The organism is Halorubrum vacuolatum (genome assembly GCF_900188065.1).
Lineage (GTDB): Archaea > Halobacteriota > Halobacteria > Halobacteriales > Haloferacaceae > Halorubrum > Halorubrum vacuolatum.
In genome coordinates this window covers 42,542-58,629 of sequence record NZ_FZNQ01000005.1, presented here as the reverse complement: position 1 = coordinate 58,629, position 16,088 = coordinate 42,542, and the positions used below count along the sequence as shown (strand labels likewise).

Sequence of the window (16,088 nt, the reverse complement as noted above, 5' to 3'; positions counted from 1 at the left end):
TGCCACACAGTCACATAACGAGCCATTCCACATGACAGCAGGACTCGCCGCACGACTCGACCGCATCTCCACAGACGACCGCTACCTCATCGTGCCGATGGATCACGGGATCACGATGGGCGCCGTAAAGGGCCTCGTCGACATCGAATCGACCATCGACGGCGTCACGCGTGGCGGCGCCGACGCGGTGCTCACCCAGAAGGGGATCGCCCCGCGGGTACACCCCAACAAGAACGGCGCCGGCTACATCGTTCACGTGAACGCCTCGACGACCATCGGGCCGGACGAGAACGACAAACGCGTCACCGCGACCGCCGAGGAGGCGGTTCGGGCCGGCGCGGACGCCGTCTCCTTCCATATCAACGTCGGCTCCGATCACGAGCCCGAACAGATCGAGGAGCTCGCGGAACTCACCGATGACGCCGCACGGCTCGGGCTTCCGGTGCTCGCGATGGCGTACGCCCGTGGCCCCGGCGTCGACTCGACCGACCCGGAGGCGCTCGGCCACGCGGTGCGGCTCGCCGAGGAGGTCGGCGCGGACGTGGTGAAGACCGGCTACTCCGGCGACGGCGACACGTTTGAGCGCGTCACCGAATCGACCCGCCTGCCGGTCGTCATCGCGGGTGGCTCGAAGGGCACCGATCGGGAGACGGCCGAGATGGTCCGCGGCGCGATGGACGGCGGCGCGGCCGGCGTCTCGATGGGCCGGTCGATCTTCCAGCACGACGACCCCGAAGGGATCGCCCGCACCGTCTCCGCGATCATTCACGACGACGCCGACGTCGACACGGCGCTGCAGGCGGGCGGCTTCATCGACGTCTAACGGCGCCATCGGCCGCACAAGACATTTGTCGTCGGTCGTTCGATAGCCGATCGTGCCCCTCGACAAGCCCTCCTGTCCGGACTGCGGCAGCCGCTTTCTCGTCTTTCGCGTCCGTGGCGGAGGCGGGTTCTTCACCGGGAATCCCGGCGGCCCGCATCCACACAAATGCTACCGCTGTTTCTCGACGTTTCGGGTCGATCCGGCGACCGGCGAACCGGTCGACCCGGAGGAGAGGGAAACCGACGAGATCGGGCCGGGTACGTTCCGCGGCGTCCTCACGGACGTCGACCTCGACCTCCGTCCAGCCGGGTCGAAACACGCCGTCGAGCGGTTTCGCTGCCGGCTGGATAACGGGAGCGACGAGCCGATCCCGGTCAAGCGGGTGGCGATGCGATTCGATGACGGCGAGGATCGGATCGAACCCACGGACCTTGCAGTCGTCGAACCCGACGAAACGACGACGGTCGATATCCAACGGAGCTGGATCCACCCGGAACAGACGACGGTCCGGATCCGCGTGCTCGGCGACGGCGAAATCGTTGGACGTGGGATCGTCGACCTTGAGGATCATCGCGTGGAAGGCGACGGATAGATCCCACGAGCGCTCGGTTACCGCGTCGGCGAGACGAACCGCCCCAAGAGAGCGACGGTTTATCACCCATGACGCCACCAAGCGACCCCATGTACGTGCTCGGACGCGACGGGGACCCCACGGCGGGGCCGACGGTTCACCTCGGCGAGTTTCTCGCACGCGACGGGAGCACGGGGGCGGCCGTCGGGGTCGACGCCGACCGACCACACGCGGCCGTCGTCGTCGGAAAACGTGGCGCCGGAAAATCGTATACGCTCGGGGTGATAGCCGAAGGGTTGGCCGACGCACCGGGCGTCGCGCCCGTCATCGTGGACCCGATGGGCGTCTTCGGTGGGCTCGAGGCGCTCGGCGGCGACGTGATCGCCCCGCAGGTGCGGCCGGCGACGCTGCCGCCGGCTGTGTGGCCGGACCTCCTCGGGTTGGATCCGGCAGGCGCGCCCGGCGGGCTGCTCTGGCGGGTCGTCGCCGAGACCGTCGACCGACGTGCGGGACCCGCCTCGATCGCGGCCTTCCGTGACCGTCTGTCCGAAATGGATGCGCCGGAGGAAACCCGTCGCGTGGTCCGCAACCATCTGGACCTCGCCGCCTCATGGGGCGTGTTCGACCCCGCCGCCCCACCGGTCACGGAGCTTCTCGGTGGGGATCCGACCGTCATCGATCTCGCGGGGACGCCCGAGGTCGCCGCGGGGGCGGTCGTGTCCTCGCTCGCTCGCGGCCTCTATGACGCCTGTGTCGAGGGCGACGCGCCACGATTGCCCTGGCTGTTGATCGACGAGGCACACGCCTACTTCGGCGGGATCGCGGACCCCGCCCTGCGGACGGTACTCACGCGTGGACGGGCCCCTGGGGTGTCGCTCGTGTGTGCGACACAGCGGCCGGAGGCGCTCCCGCCGGTCGCCATCTCCCAGTCGGACCTGATCGTCGCCCACCGTCTCACCGCCGAGCGCGACGTCGACCGGCTCCGCGAGGCGGAGGCGACCTATCTCGACGGGAGCCTCGCCGCACGGTTGCCGGAGGGGGTTGGCGAGGCGCTCGTCGTCGACGACGCCACGGAGGAGGCACACACCGTCCGAGTTCGTGAGCGGCGAACGCCGCACGGCGGGTCGAGCCCGCGGGCAAGCGAGGTCGAGGCGTCCACGGTGTCGGATCGGCGCTCGTCGACGGCGACGCGGTGACGTGCGGATCAAAACCCACAACATGGTCGCCGACGAGCGAATCGTATGGAACGGAGCGTAGCCGGATTCCTCCTCGTCGCCGGCGGCGGCTTCCTCGGCGCCGTGTCCCGTTACGGGATCGACCTCGCCAGCGGGGACGCCACGGGCGTCGGCACCTTCACCGTGAACGTGCTCGGGTCGTTCGCGCTGGGGTTCCTCTTGACGCGAGCGACGACGCGACGAACCCAGCTGTTCGTCGGGACCGGTGCGCTCGCCTCGTTCACCACCTACAGCACGTTCGCGAATGACGCCGTGACGCTCGGGACGGTCGACGGGGGGATCTACGTGCTCGCCAGCTACGCCGTCGGGCTGACCGCCGCGGCCGTCGGGTTGATCGTGGGGAGGCGGCTGTGACCGATCCGCTCGTCGCCGCCGTACTCGTCGGGCTCGGCGGAGCGATCGGCGCGGTGAGCCGACACGCGGTCGGACTCTCGATCGACGGCCGTGAGTCCGTCATCGTCGTCAACGCGCTCGGGAGCTTTACGCTCGGCGTCGTGCTCGCCGGTCCGGTCGGTACCACCGCGGTCTGGCTCGTCGGCGTCGGGTTCTGTGGCGCGTTTACGACCTTCTCGTCGTTCGCCGTCGAGACGGTCTCGACGGCCGAGGACGGTGAGATCGGCGTCGCGACGGCGTTCGCGGTGGGGAACCTCGTCGCGGCGCTTCTCGCGATCGGCGTCGGGCTCGTGGTGGGTGGAGTTATCGCGTGATGCCCTCCCTCGACCGACCGCAGTAACTGATCCGCGGATCACGCCGGAACGAGCCGGACCCGTTCCTCCGGTGCCAGCCCGAACGCCTCCGCGCCCCGTCCGTCGTTGACATCGCACTCGACGAAGCCGTGGCTGCCGACCGTGACGAGTGGATCGCCGGGCGGGACCTCGTCGAAGGTTCGCGCCACCGGAACCGACGCGTGCCCGTTCACGCGGAGACGGTCGATCCCGTCGATCGTCTTACCCGGAACGTTCGTGATGACGTTGCCGAAGTCGTCGACCGCGAGCACCTCCCCCTCGATACTCGTGGGGACGCCCGCCGCGTCGCGCTCGACGGTCGGCTCCGGCAACGTGCGGTCGACATACCGCGCTGCCGGCGACAGGAGCCGAAGGGACGCGAGTGCGTCGTCGTCGATGCCATCATCACCCCATGCGTTCTCCCGGACCGCCGCCGCGGCGGGCGCGAAGACGTCGCGTCCGTGGAAGGTCGCGCTCTCCGGGTCATCGACGTCGATCTCGAAGACTACGAGGTCGTCCGGGCCGGATCCGGTCGCCGCCGCAAGCGCCCGCGCCGGCGGCACGGCGAGCCCGTTGTCGGGCGCGACGATCGCGTGTCGGCCGGCTCGGACGACGATCGCCGCCCGGTCCGTGCCGACGCCGGGGTCGACGACCGCACAGTGAACCGCGGGCGGGAACTCCGGCAGGACGAACCGGAGCCAAAAGGCGGCCGCCCGGGGGTCGCCGCGGGGGAGGTTGTGTGCGACATCGATCAGTTCGGCGGCGCTTTCGCGGCGGATGACGCCCTTCATCGCGGCCGGGTACGGGGAGCCGAAGTCGGTAGCGAGGGTGATCATTGAGGGGAGCACCTCGCGGCCGGTCCGATCTCCGGGAAGTGACCGTCCGAACGGGGTCCGTCAACCCGTCTAGCCATCGGAGGGAGGATGCCGGCCGTCGGTGTCGGTCTCGGCGACGCGCCGGAGCCGTTCGACGCCGTCGATCTCGGTTATCACGTCCACGACGGCGTCCGGGACGAGCGATTCCCACTCCTGGCCGTGGATCATTCGCTCGCGGAGTTCGGTCCCCGCGAGCACGTCACGTCGGAACATCGGGGAACTTCGGACCTCGACGCCCGCCTCCTCGAAGAGCCGGATCACGAGCGGATTGTTCGAGTACGCCACGTCGAATCGCGGGCTCATGCTCCGGACGTGGCTCACCCAGACCGAGTTCCGATCGAGGTCCTCGATCGGGACGACGTACGCCGTCACCGGGAGGTCAGAGACCGCCTTCGTCACCATCATCACCCGCTCGCCGGCGGTAAACGGGTTTCGCGTTGTATGGGAATCGCCAGCCGATCCGACCCCGAGGACCAGCTCGTCGACGTCCGCCGCGATCTCCTCCACCATCCGGCGGTGGCCGTTGTGAAACGGCTGGAATCGGCCGATATAAAACCCCCGCATGGATCCACCTAGCACGCGCTCCAGTTATAAATACGGCGACAGCGGTTCGACCCCGGTTTTAGGCAGCTACACGCCTCTCGTAGGCGATTACGCGACGAGCGATGCGCGTCGGTCGGGGAGAAAGTATATCAGTAGCGCACCCCTCACATTTGGTAGCGAAATCGATTCTATGAGCAACGAAAAGGACACGAACGACCCGGCGGATGCCGACGCCCCCGATCCGAGCGATGACGCGTCCGAACGCGACGACGGCGTCCCCGCTCGGGAGGGCGACGACCCCGTCGAGGACCGTCCATCCTCCGTCGAGGACCGTTCCGACCCCGGCGAGGGCGACGGGGGACGCCCGACGGACGGTACCGAGGGACACACCACGGACGCCGACGAAGGAGTCAGCTCCGATGACGGAACCACGTCCGATGACGAAGCCACGGTTGAGGATGGGTCCGAGGTCTCCACGAACGACTCGATCTGGGACGACGACGTCGTGATCAAAGACCCCGAGGAGGGTGCGGTCGCCGAGTCCAACGGCGCTGCAGCCGAGGGGCCGGTCGAGGAGGGAGCCGAGAACGAGGAACCGGCCGAGAACGAGGAGGACCTCGATATCGAGGACCTCGGGAGCACCGTCGAGGTCGAAGGGGCCGAGATCGCCGACGATCCGGACCCGGATGACTTGCTCGGCGGGCTCAAGATCGACACCACCTCCGAGATCGAGATCCCCGATCGGCTCGTCGACCAAGTGATCGGACAGGAGCACGCCCGCGACGTGATCATCAAGGCCGCAAAGCAGCGCCGACACGTGATGATGATCGGCTCGCCGGGGACGGGCAAGTCGATGCTCGCGAAGGCGATGTCCGAACTCCTCCCGAAAGAGGAGCTACAGGACGTCCTCGTCTATCACAACCCCGACGACGGCAACAAGCCGAAGGTCCGAACGGTCCCGGCCGGGAAGGGCGAACAGATCGTCGACGCACACAAGGAGGAGGCCCGCAAGCGCAACCAGATGCGGTCGCTGCTCATGTGGATCATCATCGCCGTCGTGTTGGGCTACGCGCTCATCATCGTCGGCCAGATCCTCCTCGGCATCATCGCCGCGGGTATCGTCTATCTGGTCTTCCGCTATCTGAACCGCGGCTCCGACGCGATGGTTCCGAACCTGCTCGTGAACAACGGCGACACCAAATCCGCGCCGTTCCGCGACGCGACGGGCGCACACGCCGGGGCGCTGTTGGGCGACGTTCGGCACGACCCGTTCCAGTCCGGCGGGATGGAGACGCCGAGCCACGACCGCGTCGAGGCCGGCGCGATCCACAAAGCCAACAAGGGCGTGTTGTTCATCGACGAGATCAACACCCTCGACATCCGGAGCCAGCAGCACCTCATGACGGCGATCCAGGAGGGCGAGTTCGCGATCACGGGCCAGTCCGAGCGCTCCTCTGGCGCGATGGTCCAGACCGAGCCCGTCCCGACCGACTTCGTCATGATCGCGGCGGGGAACCTCGACGCGATGGAGAACATGCACCCCGCGCTCCGCTCGCGCGTCAAGGGCTACGGCTACGAGGTCTACATGGAGGATACCATCGAGGACACCCCGGAGATGCGCCGGCAGTACGTCCGGTTCATCGCCCAGGAGGTCGCCAACGACGGCCGCCTGCCGGAGTTCACGGGCGAGGCCATCGAGGAGGTCATCCTCGAAGCGAAACGGCGCTCCGGCCGGAAGGGCCACCTGACGCTGCACTTCCGGAACCTCGGCGGGCTCGTGCGGGTCGCCGGCGACATCGCCCGCGGAGAGGACGCGGACTTCACCACCCGTGATCACGTCCTGCAGGCGAAGGGCCGCTCGCGCTCCATCGAACAGCAGCTCGCCGACGACTTCATCGAGCGCCGGAAGGACTACGAGCTGCAGGTCTCGGAAGGGTACGTCGTCGGACGGGTCAACGGCCTCGCCGTCATGGGCGAGGATTCGGGGATCATGCTCCCGGTCATGGCCGAGGTCGCCCCCTCACAGGGTCCCGGCGAGGTGATCGCCACCGGCCAACTCAAGGAGATGGCCAAGGAATCCGTCTCGAACGTCTCGGCGATCATCAAGAAGTTCTCCGATGAGAACATCTCCGAGATGGACATCCACATCCAGTTCGTGCAGGCCGGCCAACAGGGCGTCGACGGCGACTCCGCGTCGATCACGGTCGCGACCGCGGTCATCTCCGCGTTGGAGGACGTCGGCGTCGACCAGAGCCTCGCGATGACCGGCTCGCTGTCGGTTCGCGGCGACGTGTTGCCCGTCGGTGGGGTCACCCACAAGATCGAGGCGGCCGCGAAGGCCGGCTGTACGCGAGTGATCATCCCGCAGGCGAACGAACAGGACGTGATGATAGAGGAGGAGTACGAGGAGATGGTGGAGGTCATCCCGGTCAGCCACATCAGCGAGGTGCTCGACATCGCGCTGGAGGGTGAACCCGAGAAGGACTCGCTCGTCTCCCGGCTCAAATCGATCACCGGCTCCGCGCTCAAAGACCAGGGCGTCTCGAAGCCCTCCAGCCCGAGCCCACAGTAATCGACCCGCGCGTTTTTCATCGCTCCCGGTTCGAATGCCCGAGTACATGACCGACTGGACGCTTTTCGCCGTCGGCGTCGTCGTTCTTACACTCGTGCTGTTGATACTGACGAGACGGTCGAGCGAGGCGCTCGAAGGCGCACACATCGTCGGCGTCGACGATCCGCGGGCGGGAACTGATCGCGACGGCGACGGAGACGACTCCGCCGAAGGCGACGTCGCGGACCCGGTCCCTGTCGAGCCGTCCCCGACCCCGACGCTCACCGCCGATCTCCTCCTTATCAACGTCGCGGTGACCCAGGGGATCGCACTGGCGGCGCTCGTCGCGCTCGCGTGGTGGGCCGACGTCCCCGCGGCCGCCTTCGGGCTCTCCATGGACGACCTCGCGGCCGGCGTGTTGCTCGCCGGTGTCGCGCTCGGCGTCCTGTTTTATACTGGAAACGAGATCGCCGCGGGGATCGGGCGACGGGTCGGAATGCCCGTCTCCGAGCGGCTTCGCGAAGCGATGGCCCCGGATGACGCCCGTGGGTGGACGTTCCTCCTCGTGGTCGTGTTGCCGGTCATCGCCCTCTTCGAGGAGGCGCTGTTCCGCGGGGCGTTGATCGGCGCGTTCGCGCTCGGCTTCGGGGTCGATCCGTGGCTCCTCGCGGTCGCCTCCTCGATCCTCTTCGGGCTCGGCCACGGCGCGCAGGGCCGTCTCGGCGTCCTCGTCACCGGCGTCCTCGGGTTCGCGCTCGCCGCGGTTTTCGTCCTCACCGAGAGCCTCCTCCTCGTCATCGTCGTCCACTACGTGATCAACGCGCTGGAGTTCGGCGTCCGGGAAGGGTTGGGGTGGAAGCCGTTTGGGGGCGTGGCATAGATCGCACGGTCAGCACGGCTCTTCACGCACCACCTAAAAAACATCAGCTGCTATCGGAACTGCATACCGCCGTTGAGGTTGATGATCTCACCCTGCACGTACTCGTTTTCCAAGAGGTATGTCACCGTGTGAGCGACATCTTCGGGGGAACAGGCGTACTGAGGGAGATGCGTGTCAACGTTCTCGTGGCCACGGAACTCGACCGCCTCTAGATACTCGAGGATAGCATCGTTCAGATCTGTCTCAACGGGCCCCGGGGCGACGGCGTTGACCTGGAGACCACCGGCCCCGTATTCGCGCGCAAGCGACCGGGTCAGCCCATGGAGTCCTGCTTTGCTCGCGGCGTAACTCGCGTCCACCGTTCCTCCGGTGCCACCGATGCTGGAGATAAACACGATATCACCGTCCGGTTCGATATGTGGCAGCGCCGCACGAGTCACGTTAAACGCTCCCGTGAGGTTCGTCTCAATGACGCGGGCCCATTGCTCATCGTCGATTTCGGTCGCAAGGGACGGGTCGACGATACCGGCGTTGTTTACCACGGCATCAAGCCCACCTAGGCCCTCGACGGTTTCCGCGATCAGCGCGTCCACCGCCTCGGAATCACGAACGTCGCCGCCGACTGCGACCGCCTTATTGCCCCGTTCAACGACCTGTTCGACGACCTGTGCAGCCGCCGTCTTGGAGGTTCGATAACCGACTGCGACATCGTGATCGGCTCCGAGTGTCCGTGCAACGGCTCGCCCTATCCCTCGGCTCGCACCGGTAACGAGAATACGCATGGTATGTGGGCGTAGTACAACCGACTTATAACATGCTGATCGCGGAAGGTGAACACCGCACGAACGGTGAGCGAGGGGGAACGTCCGCAAGCGGTTCGGGGCCGTGCTCAGATCCCGAAGGTCGCCCGGAGCATGTCGCGGGTACCGGGACCGAGCCCGACCGCGAGGACCGTGATGAGAAGCAGCATCGTAAACCGCGGCGACTCGTCGTACATCTCGCCGTTGAACACCCAGACGACGAACGTCGCCGCGCCGATCTTCACGAAGAGGAACGGCCACGCGTCACCCGTGATCGCGACGACGGAGTCGGGGAGAAGCCGGCCCGTCCAGTTCACGATCAGCTCGTTGACGACGTGTTTCGGGACGAGGTTCGAAGTGCCGGTGAGCTCGGGCATCCAGTTGAGCCCGATCACGTTGGCGACGCCGTCGACGGCGTGCCCCCAGATGATCAGGAAGCCGGCGAAGCCGGTCCCCTGGTTGATCGACGGTCGCCACCCCTCGATGAGCTTCCACGTGAGCCACGTCGACAGCGTGGCGATGACGAGCGTGAGGACGAGGATCTGCGGGTAGACGGTCACGTACTCCGTCGTCGCGGCGAGGTATGCGAGGTAGCCGAGCGAGAGGACCAACAGGCCGGTCCCGAACCCGAAGAGCGCGTGTGCGTAGTCGTCGACGAGCCCGCGGTCCGCGAGGGCGTACGCGAGGAGCACGGAGACGAGGGTGAGCGCGAAGACGGTGAAGTAGATGAACGGGCTGATCAGGAGCGCGCTCCACGGGAACGGAACGAGCGGATCGACGCCGGCGCGGATGGCGGCGATGCCGGCGTCCTCGACGGTCCGGAGTGCACCCCCGAAGAGCATGAACGGGAAGAGCGCGTAGAAAAATCGGAACTCGTTCCCGATGTCGAGCCGGCGGAGGAGCAGGACGACTCCGGTCAGCATCGCCAAGAGGATCACCACGTAGCTCAGCGTCGAGACGGTCGTATAGCCCGGCTCGGCGACGATCTGACCGGCCGCGATCGCGTCGGAACAGGCCGCCCCGCTGGTCAACAGCTCCGTCGTGCCACCCTCACGGACCGCACACTGTGCACCCTGCCCATCGGCGACGACGGGACCCCAGAAGTAGCGCCAGAGGAAGGCGTCGTAGACCTGCCGTGGGAACACCAACGAGCCGATCACGAGGAGAGCCGTGACCGCCGAGACCGCCGCAAGCCACGCGCGCTCGGGGCCGAGCCCGAGGCGTTCCTCAAGGAAACCACTCATGTCCCACGTTCGGGGGGTGTGGGTGTTGAGCGTTCCGGTCGCGGACGGCCGGTCCGTAGCCCGTTTAGCCGACCGTGATCGACCCGTCCGACCGTGATCGACCCGTCCGACCGTGATCGACGCGTCGGGCCGTCGCGCCGTTCAGATCGGGAGGCCGTCGGTCTCGTAGTCGGTGCCGAGGATGATCATCGTCTGTGAGCGCGAGAACCCCTCCATGTTGGCGACCCGGTCGAACATCAGGTCCCGGAGGCTGTCGGTGTCGGCCGCGGCGACTTTCAACATCACGTCCCACTCGCCCGTCGTCAGATGGATCTCGGTGACGCCCTCGATCTCCCGAAGCTGCTCCAGCGCGTCCTCCTCGCGACCCTGCTCGACGCGAAGTCCGACGAGGGCGCTGACGCCGTATCCGACGGCCTTCGCGTTCACCTTCGCGTGATAGCCCTCGATGACGCCCGCGTCCTCCATGCGTCCGACACGGTCATGAACCGTCGCGCTCGACATGTCGATCCGGCGAGCGATCTCCGAGAACGGGGTTCGCGCATCGGACTGGAGGATCCGCAATATCTTCCGATCCGTCTCGTCCAATTCCATACACGGCCCTCGGGCGGCACGGTCTTTGTCCTTGCGACCACCGGCCGATCCGCCAGCAGTAGTTAAGTACGCGTCCCTCCCCAATGCGGGCATGCGAAGCTACACCGTCGCGCGGATCTGGGAGATCCCCATCCGCATCAACATCTCGCTGATCCTCTTTTTGCCGCTGTTGGCGTATCTCATCGGCAGCGGACAGGGGATCACGCTGTATGCGGGGATCATCGGATCGCTCGCCGGAACCGAACTGGATCCGGCGGCGCTCGCGGAGTTCCGCTGGCTGATCGGGACGCTCGCGGCGCTCGGGCTGTTCCTCGGGGTGCTCGCACACGAACTCGGACATGCGTGGATGGCGCGCCGGTACGGGATCGGGATCGAATCGATCACCCTCTGGATCTTCGGCGGGGTCGCCGCGCTCGAATCGATCCCCAAGGAGTGGAACCGGGAGTTCTGGATCGCGATCATCGGGCCGATCACGAGCGTGGCGGTCGGCGTCGTCTTCCTGCTCGGATTGCAGGTCGTGCCCGCCTCCCAGCCCGTGCTGCTCTTCGTCGTCGGTTGGCTCGGCGTGATCAACATCGTCCTCGCGGTGTTCAACTGTATCCCCGCGTTTCCGATGGACGGCGGGCGGATCCTTCGCGCGTTGCTCGCGCGCAATCGCCCGTACGCCTCCGCGACCCGTATCGCCGCTCGCGTCGGGATCACGTTCGGACTCGTCTTCGTCGTCCTCGGGGTTCTCGCGTTCGACCTGATACTGATCCTCGTCGGCCTGTTCGTCTACGGCGCGGCGAAAAGCGAATCGCGGATCACCACGGTCGCCGACCTCCTGGAGGGGCTCACCGTCGCCGATCTGATGCGGCTCGATCCCGAAACCATCCCCGCGGAGACGACCCTACAGGCGTTCTCGGATCGGATGTTCACGAGCCGTCGGACGGTCTTTCCGGTCGAGCGCGACGGCGAACTCGTCGGGGTCGTCTCGCTCGATGAGTTAAAACGTGCCCGAAAGCTCGACCGCGACACCGCCACGGTGGCGGCGATCCTCTCGGAGTCGCCGGTGCGGATCCGCCGCGAGGAGGACGCCTTCGAGGCGCTCGTCGCGATCAACACCGAACGGACGAACCACGCGCTCGTCGAGGACGACGCGGGCGAGGTCGTTGGCGTCGTCACCTTCGCGGAGTTCGCCGAGACGATGCAGTTCGCCGCCACGGCGGGCAAGCCCGCCCGCGAGTCGCCGTTGGACGAAGGGATCGTCTGATCGGGAGATAACGGGCTGGTTGGAGCGCAGAGAGCGAGCGGTTCGAGGACCGGTCACTCACTCCTCGTCGGCGAACTCGCCTTCACGGATAGCCCGCTCGGCGGCCGCGAGCGTCGCCTCGGGATCGAACGTCTCGCGGATCGCCTGCAGCTCGGCCGGGGAAGCGTCAGCCAGCTCCCGTGCGTGTGCGGTCATGTTCGGAACCGCCCGAAGGACGTTGTCGATGATCGGCACGTCGGCCGTCCGCGGCGACCGGCTTCCGGGATTTAAATCGATCACGATCTCCGTTTTTCCCATCGCCGCGAGCGCCTCCGCACGGTCCCCGTCCTCCAGCGGGACGACGACGACATCCGCCGACTCGATGCCGTCGGCATCGACCGTCCCACGGGCGTGTGCGAGCCCGGGGATCTCCCCGTCACCGGTCAGCCCCTTTATTTCGGTCGCGCCGTGTGCATGCAGGTGGTCCGCGATCGCCTCCATGCGCTCCTCGGTGCGGTTAAACAGGTTCACCTCGAGGTCGGCCCCGACGACCCCCGCGAGCGCGATCGTCTCCTCGGGCACGAGCGCCGCGACGTTGCCGTTGACGGAGATGACCGGCCGGTTCGCCGAGAGGAGGTGTGCCGCCGCCGCCCGGGCGGCCGCGTCCGCGCTCGGAAGCGTGCGCTCGCCGAGGAGGTAATCGAACGCCTCTCCGCGTCCCTGCGCGATGAGCCCCTGTTTCGAGGTGATCCCCCGCTCGACGCCCGCCTCGATCCGGTGTCGAGTCACGAGCGAGGCGTATCGAGGGTGATCCCGGGGGATCTCCGAGTCGATCATATCCCCGTTTGGCGATGGGTGGGTGATAAGCGACGCGTTGGCATATCGCGAAAATTGCCCCAAAAATTATCAACTGGTAAAACAGACATTCGGATGTGATGCACCGCGCTGGCAAATACACCGTCGTCAAATCGTGTAACGACCATGGAGCGATGACGCTCCGTGAACATCCACGCAACGGGACGCTCCACGTCGTCGAGTACGACGACGATGCGGTCCACGAGGAGCTGTCGGAGCTGGATGCGGGTTCCGTCGTCCATCTCGAACTCCGACGCGCGGGACGGCGGGGGAACGCGTGGTGTGCCGCGGACGCACGGGCGGTCGACGGATAGGACACCACATCGTACACCCCGTGGGCCCGCGTTCTTTGCGCTCGGGATCGAACGTCACGCTCGTGTCCGAACGTCACGCGACGCCGATCCGTTCCCGATAGCTGCCGTGTTCGTCCTCGAAGACGGCCATGATCTCACCCATCGTCGCGTACGCCTTCACCGCCTCGACGATGGCGGGCATGACGTTCTCGTCGCTTCGGATGGCCGAACGGACGTTCGCGAGCGCCCGGTCAACGGCGTCCTCGTCGCGCTCGGTTTTCACCGACTCCAGCCGTGAGAGCTGCCGGTCGCGGGTCCCCTCGTCGACCCGAAGCACGTCGGGACGGGTGTCCTCCTCGACGGTGTATGTATTCACCCCGACGACGGTCTCCTCGCCGGCGTCGACACGCGCTTGGTACTCATACGAGGCCTCCTGAATCTCCCGATGGAAGTAGCCCCCCTCGATGCCGGTGAGGACGCCGTCGCGGATCGAGCCGTCGCCCAGCGAGGCGATCTCATCCAAATAGTCGATCGCGGCCTCCTCGATCTCGTTCGTCAGCGCCTCCACCGCGAACGAGCCGCCGAGCGGATCGATCGTGTCGGCGACGCCGGACTCCTCGGCGATGATCTGCTGGGTCCGTAACGCGACCCGAACGGCCCGCTCGGACGGGAGCGCGAGCGCCTCGTCGAAGGAGTTGGTGTGCAGGCTCTGCGTCCCGCCGAGCACGCCCGCGAGCGCTTGGATCGTGACGCGAACGACGTTGTTCAGCGGCTGTTGGGCCGTGAGCGACTGCCCGGCCGTCTGGGTGTGGAACTTCAACTGCGTCGCCGCGTCCGTCTCCGCACCGTACGCCTCTCTCATCCGACGGGCATAGAGCCGACGGGCCGCTCGGAACTTCGCGACCTCCTCAAGCAGGGAGTTGTGCGCGTTGAAAAAGAAGGAGAACTGCGGGGCGAACGCGTCGACGTCCATTCCGCGGTCGAGACACGCCTCGACGTAGGCGAACCCGTCCGCGAGCGTGAACGCGAGCTCCTGTATCGCGGTCGATCCGGCCTCACGGATGTGATAGCCCGAGACGGAGATGGGCTTGAATCGCGGGGTCTCCTCGACCGCGAACTCGATCGTGTCGACGACGAGATCGAGTGAGGGCTCCGGGGGAACGATCCACTCCTTCTGGGCGATGAACTCCTTCAACATGTCGTTCTGGAGGGTGCCCCGAAGCGCCGAGCGCGGCACGCCCCGCTCGTCGGCGAGCGCGACGTACATCGCGTAGATCACCGGCGCGGAGGGGTTGATCGTAAAGGACGTGGAGACCTCCGCGAGGTCGATGCCCTCGAAGAGCACCTCCATGTCCCGGAGCGTGTCGACGGCGACGCCCTCCTTGCCGACCTCCCCGAGCGCCATCTCGTCGTCGGAGTCGAGTCCCATGAGCGAGGGCATATCGAAGGCGGTCGAGAGGCCGGTCTGGCCGTTCTCGATGAGATAGTGAAACCGGTCGTTCGTCTCCGTTGCGGTGCCGAAGCCCGCGAACTGCCGCATCGTCCACGGGCGGCCTCGGTACATCGTCGGATAGACGCCGCGGGTGTACGGCTCCTCGCCCGGAAAGCCGAGGTCCTCACGGTAGTCGAGGTCGGCGACGTCCGCGGGGGTGTAGAGCCGATCCACCTCAAGATTCGAGACGGTGGCGAACCGGTCGCGGCGCTCCCCGTATCGCTCGCGTGTCGGTTCGAGCGTGTCGGCCGCCCAGCGCTCGCGATCCGCGCGGATCGCGGCGAGGTCCTCCTCGTCGTACATGGCGTCGTCTTCGCTCGCCCGAACGTTAAGTATTGTTTGTGATGATCAGGTCGCGTCTGAAAAAGCCTCCCGGCTCAACAGGGGACCGTTCCCGCGGCGGAGCCGACCGGTGACCCGTCGTCGCGGTAGGCCGTCTCCTCGATGACTCCGTCGAACATCGGCAAGCGGAGCTCGTAGGTGTAGACAACGTCGAAGGCCGCAAACGGATTCACGCCGGTGGCGATCAGCCCGGCGCTGTCGAGCCGGACCCCCGCCGCAAGCGTGACGATCCGGTCCTCGCCGGTCGTGCCCGAGAGCTCGATGCCGAACTCGCCGGCGTTCTGGGGGTCCGTGAGCACCGAGAGGTGGACGACCGCGTCGATAGTCGTCGGCGGGTCGCCGATGCTGAGCGGGTAGCCCTGGCCGACGAAACACTCCGTCAGCGGATCGACCGGATCGCCGAACTCCTCGTCCGGATCACCTGCTGGGGTCGCGTTCCCGGTGGAGGCGGTGGAGGCGACGCTCGCGGCGACCGGCGCGCCGATGAGCGCGAGACATGAGAGCACGGCGAGCGCAAGGGCGAGCGTTTTCAAGCGAGGCCCCGAACGGCTGTCCATCGATCGGAAGTAAACGAGTGACGCACATAACCTTCCGGGCCGCAGAATCAGGAGCGATACTTCCGGCGGATCCGTCGACGCGACGAGCGGTCACTCCGTGATGTCCAACAACCCCTCGACGAGCATCCCCTCGACCAACAGCTCCGCGGACGCGAGGTTCGTCGCCACCGGGACGTCCCGCACGTCACAGACGCGCAACAGCGCCGAGATGTCGGGTTCATGCGGCTGGGCGGTGAGCGGGTCGCGGAGGAAGATGAGCCCGTGAAGCTCGTCGTTCGCGACCATCGCGCCGATCTGGAGGTCACCGCCGAGCGGCCCCGAAGCCTGCCGATCGACCGTTAGCCCGGTCTCCTCGTGGATCCGTTTGCCGGTCGTGCCCGTGGTGACGATCTCACAGTCCGAGAGGACGTCCACGTACGTCTGCACGAATTCGACCATCTCGTCTTTCAACTGGTCGTGGGCAATGAGCGCGATGCGCAT

General features: G+C 66.8%; 18 protein-coding genes. 9 read left to right on the top strand and 9 right to left on the bottom strand.

Annotated elements, in window-relative coordinates; genetic code table 11:
• The first annotated feature begins 31 nt into the window (after positions 1-31).
• The 5 genes from CHB65_RS06950 (at position 32) to CHB65_RS06930 (ending at position 3,336) form a co-directional block, all read left to right on the top strand.
• Entirely contained in the window at positions 32-823 is a 792-nt protein-coding gene (locus CHB65_RS06950) for a 2-amino-3,7-dideoxy-D-threo-hept-6-ulosonate synthase (RefSeq protein WP_089384338.1), read from the top strand.
• 52 nt (positions 824-875) lie between these two features.
• A complete protein-coding gene (locus CHB65_RS06945; protein WP_089384337.1) occupies positions 876-1,415 on the top strand; it encodes a hypothetical protein in 540 nt (179 codons plus the stop codon).
• 89 nt (positions 1,416-1,504) lie between these two features.
• Positions 1,505-2,590: an ATP-binding protein gene (locus tag CHB65_RS06940; RefSeq protein WP_245809920.1), complete on the top strand. Its 1,086-nt coding sequence runs from the start codon at positions 1,505-1,507 to the stop codon at positions 2,588-2,590.
• Positions 2,591-2,635: 45 nt separating this feature from the next.
• Positions 2,636-2,983 carry a fluoride efflux transporter FluC gene (locus tag CHB65_RS06935; RefSeq protein ID WP_089384335.1) on the top strand — a complete coding sequence of 116 codons (348 nt, stop codon included), beginning with the start codon at positions 2,636-2,638 and terminating at the stop codon, positions 2,981-2,983.
• Positions 2,980-3,336, top strand: a complete 357-nt coding sequence (locus CHB65_RS06930) for a fluoride efflux transporter FluC (protein WP_089384334.1) — start codon at positions 2,980-2,982, stop codon at positions 3,334-3,336. The genes CHB65_RS06935 and CHB65_RS06930 overlap by 4 nt, the downstream gene beginning before the upstream one ends.
• Before the next feature lie 38 nt (positions 3,337-3,374).
• Here CHB65_RS06930 and CHB65_RS06925 read toward each other — a convergent pair whose 3' ends face one another.
• Both CHB65_RS06925 and CHB65_RS06920 read right to left on the bottom strand, forming a co-directional pair.
• Positions 3,375-4,190, bottom strand: a complete 816-nt coding sequence (locus tag CHB65_RS06925; protein ID WP_089384333.1) for an SAM hydrolase/SAM-dependent halogenase family protein — start codon at positions 4,188-4,190, stop codon at positions 3,375-3,377.
• 69 nt (positions 4,191-4,259) lie between these two features.
• Complete coding sequence (locus CHB65_RS06920) at positions 4,260-4,793, bottom strand: nicotinamide-nucleotide adenylyltransferase (protein WP_089384332.1); 534 nt, start codon at positions 4,791-4,793, stop codon at positions 4,260-4,262.
• Between the two features lie 169 nt (positions 4,794-4,962).
• On the opposite strand from CHB65_RS06920, the gene lonB reads away from it, so the two are divergent.
• Positions 4,963-7,344 carry an ATP-dependent protease LonB gene (gene lonB, locus CHB65_RS06915; RefSeq protein WP_089384331.1) on the top strand — a complete coding sequence of 794 codons (2,382 nt, stop codon included), beginning with the start codon at positions 4,963-4,965 and terminating at the stop codon, positions 7,342-7,344.
• A gap of 46 nt (positions 7,345-7,390) precedes the next feature.
• Positions 7,391-8,203 carry a CPBP family intramembrane glutamic endopeptidase gene (locus tag CHB65_RS06910; RefSeq protein WP_179213601.1) on the top strand — a complete coding sequence of 271 codons (813 nt, stop codon included), beginning with the start codon at positions 7,391-7,393 and terminating at the stop codon, positions 8,201-8,203.
• Between the two features lie 50 nt (positions 8,204-8,253).
• Here the strand turns inward: CHB65_RS06910 and CHB65_RS06905 are convergent, their stop codons facing one another.
• The 3 genes from CHB65_RS06905 to CHB65_RS06895 form a co-directional block, all read right to left on the bottom strand.
• On the bottom strand, positions 8,254-8,985 hold the full coding sequence (locus tag CHB65_RS06905) for an SDR family NAD(P)-dependent oxidoreductase (protein WP_089384329.1): 732 nt from the start codon (positions 8,983-8,985) through the stop codon (positions 8,254-8,256).
• Positions 8,986-9,092: 107 nt separating this feature from the next.
• Entirely contained in the window at positions 9,093-10,247 is a 1,155-nt protein-coding gene (locus tag CHB65_RS06900) for a DUF63 family protein (RefSeq protein ID WP_089384328.1), read from the bottom strand.
• A gap of 141 nt (positions 10,248-10,388) precedes the next feature.
• Positions 10,389-10,838 carry an Lrp/AsnC family transcriptional regulator gene (locus tag CHB65_RS06895; protein ID WP_089384327.1) on the bottom strand — a complete coding sequence of 150 codons (450 nt, stop codon included), beginning with the start codon at positions 10,836-10,838 and terminating at the stop codon, positions 10,389-10,391.
• Between the two features lie 91 nt (positions 10,839-10,929).
• Here CHB65_RS06895 and CHB65_RS06890 point away from each other — a divergent pair, with 91 nt between their 5' ends.
• A complete protein-coding gene (locus CHB65_RS06890) occupies positions 10,930-12,090 on the top strand; it encodes a site-2 protease family protein (protein ID WP_089384326.1) in 1,161 nt (386 codons plus the stop codon).
• A gap of 57 nt (positions 12,091-12,147) precedes the next feature.
• On the opposite strand, the gene CHB65_RS06885 is transcribed toward CHB65_RS06890, so the two are convergent.
• Complete coding sequence (locus CHB65_RS06885) at positions 12,148-12,906, bottom strand: 4-phosphopantoate--beta-alanine ligase (protein WP_089384325.1); 759 nt, start codon at positions 12,904-12,906, stop codon at positions 12,148-12,150.
• 98 nt (positions 12,907-13,004) lie between these two features.
• Here CHB65_RS06885 and CHB65_RS06880 point away from each other — a divergent pair, with 98 nt between their 5' ends.
• Positions 13,005-13,238, top strand: coding sequence for a hypothetical protein (locus CHB65_RS06880; RefSeq protein ID WP_089384324.1), 234 nt, complete (start codon positions 13,005-13,007; stop codon positions 13,236-13,238).
• 73 nt (positions 13,239-13,311) lie between these two features.
• Here the strand turns inward: CHB65_RS06880 and CHB65_RS06875 are convergent, their stop codons facing one another.
• The 3 genes from CHB65_RS06875 to CHB65_RS06865 form a co-directional block, all read right to left on the bottom strand.
• Positions 13,312-15,012 carry an acyl-CoA mutase large subunit family protein gene (locus tag CHB65_RS06875; protein ID WP_089384323.1) on the bottom strand — a complete coding sequence of 567 codons (1,701 nt, stop codon included), beginning with the start codon at positions 15,010-15,012 and terminating at the stop codon, positions 13,312-13,314.
• Between the two features lie 74 nt (positions 15,013-15,086).
• A complete protein-coding gene (locus tag CHB65_RS06870) occupies positions 15,087-15,608 on the bottom strand; it encodes a DUF7332 family protein (protein ID WP_089384322.1) in 522 nt (173 codons plus the stop codon).
• Between the two features lie 90 nt (positions 15,609-15,698).
• Positions 15,699-16,088: a methylglyoxal synthase gene (locus tag CHB65_RS06865; protein ID WP_089384321.1), complete on the bottom strand. Its 390-nt coding sequence runs from the start codon at positions 16,086-16,088 to the stop codon at positions 15,699-15,701.

Coding starts and splice junctions, on each gene's coding strand:
- CHB65_RS06940 (WP_245809920.1), top strand. CDS start 1,505: ATGTACGTGCTCGGACGCGACGGGGACCCCACGGCGGGGCCGACGGTT.
- CHB65_RS06870 (WP_089384322.1), bottom strand. CDS start 15,608: ATGGACAGCCGTTCGGGGCCTCGCTTGAAAACGCTCGCCCTTGCGCTC.
- CHB65_RS06890 (WP_089384326.1), top strand. CDS start 10,930: ATGCGAAGCTACACCGTCGCGCGGATCTGGGAGATCCCCATCCGCATC.
- CHB65_RS06935 (WP_089384335.1), top strand. CDS start 2,636: ATGGAACGGAGCGTAGCCGGATTCCTCCTCGTCGCCGGCGGCGGCTTC.
- CHB65_RS06920 (WP_089384332.1), bottom strand. CDS start 4,793: ATGCGGGGGTTTTATATCGGCCGATTCCAGCCGTTTCACAACGGCCAC.
- CHB65_RS06950 (WP_089384338.1), top strand. CDS start 32: ATGACAGCAGGACTCGCCGCACGACTCGACCGCATCTCCACAGACGAC.
- CHB65_RS06900 (WP_089384328.1), bottom strand. CDS start 10,247: ATGAGTGGTTTCCTTGAGGAACGCCTCGGGCTCGGCCCCGAGCGCGCG.
- CHB65_RS06880 (WP_089384324.1), top strand. CDS start 13,005: ATGCACCGCGCTGGCAAATACACCGTCGTCAAATCGTGTAACGACCAT.
- CHB65_RS06910 (WP_179213601.1), top strand. CDS start 7,391: ATGACCGACTGGACGCTTTTCGCCGTCGGCGTCGTCGTTCTTACACTC.
- lonB (WP_089384331.1), top strand. CDS start 4,963: ATGAGCAACGAAAAGGACACGAACGACCCGGCGGATGCCGACGCCCCC.
- CHB65_RS06865 (WP_089384321.1), bottom strand. CDS start 16,088: ATGCGCATCGCGCTCATTGCCCACGACCAGTTGAAAGACGAGATGGTC.
- CHB65_RS06905 (WP_089384329.1), bottom strand. CDS start 8,985: ATGCGTATTCTCGTTACCGGTGCGAGCCGAGGGATAGGGCGAGCCGTT.
- CHB65_RS06885 (WP_089384325.1), bottom strand. CDS start 12,906: ATGATCGACTCGGAGATCCCCCGGGATCACCCTCGATACGCCTCGCTC.
- CHB65_RS06875 (WP_089384323.1), bottom strand. CDS start 15,012: ATGTACGACGAGGAGGACCTCGCCGCGATCCGCGCGGATCGCGAGCGC.
- CHB65_RS06895 (WP_089384327.1), bottom strand. CDS start 10,838: ATGGAATTGGACGAGACGGATCGGAAGATATTGCGGATCCTCCAGTCC.
- CHB65_RS06925 (WP_089384333.1), bottom strand. CDS start 4,190: ATGATCACCCTCGCTACCGACTTCGGCTCCCCGTACCCGGCCGCGATG.